This window comes from Synechococcus sp. H60.2 (assembly GCF_047462315.1).
Lineage (GTDB): Bacteria > Cyanobacteriota > Cyanobacteriia > Thermostichales > Thermostichaceae > Thermostichus.
The window spans coordinates 12,501-16,270 of record NZ_JANSIZ010000058.1 but is presented as its reverse complement, the minus strand read 5'-3'; the positions used below and the strand labels follow the sequence as shown (position 1 = coordinate 16,270).

Annotated in this window: 3 protein-coding genes (1 of these 3 only partly in view); 1 reads left to right on the top strand and 2 read right to left on the bottom strand. The window is 60.6% G+C overall.

Annotation, left to right across the window (positions count from 1 at the left end; translation table 11 throughout):
- Together NW845_RS09705 and NW845_RS09700 are read right to left on the bottom strand one after the other, a co-directional pair.
- On the bottom strand, positions 1-143 hold a 143-nt coding region (locus NW845_RS09705; RefSeq protein ID WP_414378332.1), incomplete at its 3' end, for a transposase.
- 478 nt (positions 144-621) lie between these two features.
- Positions 622-1,710: a PQQ-dependent sugar dehydrogenase gene (locus NW845_RS09700; RefSeq protein WP_414370978.1), complete on the bottom strand. Its 1,089-nt coding sequence runs from the start codon at positions 1,708-1,710 to the stop codon at positions 622-624.
- A 192-nt stretch (positions 1,711-1,902) separates the two neighbouring features.
- On the opposite strand from NW845_RS09700, the gene NW845_RS09695 reads away from it, so the two are divergent.
- A protein-coding gene (locus tag NW845_RS09695; RefSeq protein ID WP_414370979.1) for a glycoside hydrolase family 31 protein crosses the window boundary here: on the top strand, positions 1,903-3,770 show its 5' portion. It continues 568 nt past the right edge of the window; 1,868 of the gene's 2,436 nt are visible here — the first part of the coding sequence; it begins with the start codon at positions 1,903-1,905; its stop codon lies beyond the right edge, outside the window.

Below are 3,770 nucleotides of genomic sequence, written 5' to 3'. Positions count from 1 at the left end.
TGAGTTTGTTGGTACTGTCGCACCCAGCGGTGTACTGTTCTTTTGGTCACCATGAACCGTTCGGCTACCTGGCGGATAGAGGTCTGACCTGCCAGATAAGCTGCCACGACCCTTTGCCGTAGATCCAAAGAATGGGTTGGCATTCCCTTTTCTCCTTCCTCTTAAAACCTGTACCCTATTTTAAATTAACAGGCTGTATCACCTTTCACAGCAGAATTTGGAGTCAAGCATTTGATCTCAAATTTTCCAAGGGTCAGTGGATTTTTGGGTACAGCCCCTACTGGAGAGCGCTTCTAGAAGCTAAGCTCCAAAACAGCGAATACTATCCAATATCTTGCGTTGTCAGAACCTTCACCGACGAAAAACACAAGCGCAAGGCCCCCAATGGCAAAATCGTTTTGATCCCGACTAAAGAGCTAAGGATGTTCTTTCTTCCGGCTCCAGGACAGCTTATCAAGCTAACTCCAGAGGAATGCTTTGCCTGCCACAATACAGATGCCCAAACGGGAGAGCCACTCCCCCTCGAGCAAGATGTCAAGTTTTTGTAGTAGCAGCAGTGGGAGTTAGGAAGCGCTGCTAGGGCCAATCCCCCAGGACTAGGGCCATGTAGCTTAACCCCAATCAAGAGCTTGGCTCCAGGCGCAACAGGGATCCGTTGGGGGCATCGGTCAATAAGTAGAGCAAGCCATCCGGCCCCTGGCGCACATCTCGGATGCGACCCACCGCTCCTTCTAGCAGGCGCTCTTCTGCCACCACGCGATCCCCCTGCAAAACCAGGCGTGCCAAATGCTGACCGGCCAGCGCTCCCACAAAGAGATTGCCCCGCCACTCAGGAAAGACATCTCCCGTGTAAAAGGCCATGCCAGAAGGGGCAATGGAGGGCGTCCAGTGCAGCAGCGGCGAAGCCAATCCAGGAGCTGCCGCCAGTCCTTGGCCGACCGGTTCGCCGCTGTACTCCCGACCATGGGTAATCAGGGGCCAGCCGTAGTTGACGCCGGGGGCCAAGATGTTGATCTCGTCCCCCCCTTGCGGCCCATGTTCGTGCGTCCAAATGGCTCCTGTCTCGGGGTGGCGGGTCATTCCCTGAATGTTGCGGTGGCCATAGGTAAAAATTTCCGGCAAAGCCCCTGCTTTTCCCACAAAGGGGTTGTCTGGCGGGATCCCGCCCGTGTCAGTAAGGCGCAACACCTTGCCGGCAGCATCCCCCAGATCCTGGGCCCGATCCTGCTCGCCGCGGTCGCCGGTGCTGATGTAGAGAAACCCTTCTTTGTCAAAGGCCAGGCGGGAGCCGAAGTGCTGTTGGGCAGGGGTTTTGCGCTCCATGTCAAAAATCACTTCCAGATCCTGGAGTCCTCTTTCTCTCAGACGGGCCCGCGCCACTCGCGTCCCCCCGCCGCCTGGCCCAGGAGCTGCATAGGACAAGTAGATCCAGCCGTTCTCTGCGTAGTTGGGGTGCAAGGCAATATCCAGCAGCCCTCCCTGGCCGCGGGCAAACACCTCTGGCACCCCAGCGATGGGCTGGGGATCCAACCCCTGCTCGGTAACTCGGCGCAGCCGGCCCGGACGTTCGGTCACCAGGATGGTTCCGTCTGGCAGAAAGGCCATCCCCCAAGGATGCTCCAACCCGCTTGCCAACGTCACGACCTGGAAGCGCTGCTCTGTCCTGGCTCTGGGCAGAGCTTGGGCGTGATCCCCCTGTTGCAGAGACATGACCGTTTCCGGTCTGACCGGGTAGGCCCCAACAGGGGCGGACAACCCCCCCAAAAGCAACAGCGAGGAGAGGAGTTTTATCGCCGGGATCCTCAGAGCCATTGCCACCTCGTTTTCGCGATGGATTTTGAGGTTTGAGCTAGCCAATCATTGCTGCTGCTCTTCTAAAAAGATGTACCGATGGGAGCAGAGTTGGCTGCGCACAAGAGTGGGGAGCTGCCTGCTCCCTTGCGGCCTTGGGTTAGCCTTGAGGGCAGCATCTGCCCCCAAACCATGCTGGAAGCTAGCGAGATCTTCGGCCAGCCCCAGAGGCAAACCTGTGGATCCCTGCAGGAACTCCAGATCCACCCCAGGGGGATCCGTCTCCTCTGTACCCAGGGCTGCTGGTCTGTGCAGGTGCTCACCCCTCGTCTACTGCGGCTGCGCTTTAGCCCCAGCGGCGAGTTTTTGCCCCGTCGTTCTTGGGATGTGGCTCTGGCGGATGCAGAGTGGCCGCCGGCTCCTTTTGAGCTGCAGGAAAGCCCCACCCAAGTTCACCTCAGCACTTCTCTGGTGCAACTGCAGATTGACCGGGATCCCCTCTGCTTCAGCTTTCGCGATCCCCAGGGCCAGGTCTTTTGTGCCGATATCTCTGGGGGCCTCAGTTGGGGATCCGAGAGCATCCGCCTGGTTAAATCCCTCCACCCCGCCGAGCACATCTACGGCCTGGGAGAACGGGCCGGGCTGCTCAACAAGCGGGGCCGGCGCTACAGCCACTGGACCCGCGACTGCTGGGGCTACGACGCCCACAGTGACAACCTCTATCTGGCCATTCCCTTTGCCTTGCTCCTCCGCCCTGGCCTCTGCTACGGCCTCTTCCTGCACTGCACCCACTGGAGCCAGTTCGACCTGGGCCAGGCGGAGCCTGAACAGTGGGCCATCGAAGTGCGCGCCCCCGAGCTGGACTACTACCTCATCTACGGCCCTACCCCCGCCTTGGTGCTCCAGACCTACACCCAACTCACCGGGCGAACCCCCCTGCCTCCGCTCTGGGCCCTCGGCTACCAGCAGTGCCGCTGGAGCTACGCCAGCGCTACTCAAGTACAGAACATTGCCGAGCAATTTCGCCAGCGCCAGATCCCCTGCGACGTCATCTACCTGGATATCGACTACATGCGCGGCTACCGCGTTTTCACCTGGGATCCCCGCCGCTTTCCCGATCCCGCCCGCCTCACGGCGCAGCTGCATGAAGCCGGCTTTCGAGTGGTGGCCATTGTGGATCCCGGCGTCAAGTTCGATCCCGAAGCCGACTACGCCGTTTTTGACGAGGGCCTGGCCCAAGACTTCTTCATTCGCCGCGCCGACGGCCACCTCTTCCACGGCTATGTTTGGCCGGGCAAAGTTCTCTTCCCCGATTTCTCGCGCCCCGAAGTGCGGCAGTGGTGGGGATCCTGGCAGCGGGTTCTCACTCAAGCCGGTGTGGATGGCATCTGGAACGACATGAATGAGCCGGCCCTCAACGACCGCCCCTTTGGAGATGGGGGCCAAATTGTGGACATCCCCCCCGACGCCCCCCAAGGCCCCCCTGAAGAGCGCACCACCCACGCCGAGGTGCACAACCTCTATGGCCTCCTGATGGCCCGCGCCTCCCGCGAGGGTCTAGAACAGCTCTGCCCCAACCAGCGCCCCTTTGTCCTCACCCGCTCCGGCTTTGCCGGGATCCAGCGCTGGGCTGCCGTCTGGACAGGAGACAACCAATCCTCCTGGGAACATCTGGAGATGTCCCTACCCATGCTCCTCAACCTGGGCCTGTCGGGAGTTAGCTTTGTCGGCGCCGACATCGGCGGCTTCGGGGGCAACGCCACTCCCGAGCTGTTTGCCCGCTGGATGCAAATGGGGCTCCTCTATCCCCTCATGCGCGGCCACAGTGCTCAGGGAACTCGCCCCCACGAACCCTGGAGCTTTGGCCCTGAGGTGGAAGCCATTGCTCGACAGGCCATCCAGCTGCGTTATCAACTGTTGCCCTACCTCTACAGCCTCTTCTGGGAGTCCAGCCAAACCGGCTCCCCCATCCTGCGCCC

Bases quoted from the DNA above. Each gene is read 5' to 3' on its own strand.
- NW845_RS09700 (WP_414370978.1), bottom strand. From the start codon at position 1,710: ATGTCTCTGCAACAGGGGGATCACGCCCAAGCTCTGCCCAGAGCCAGG.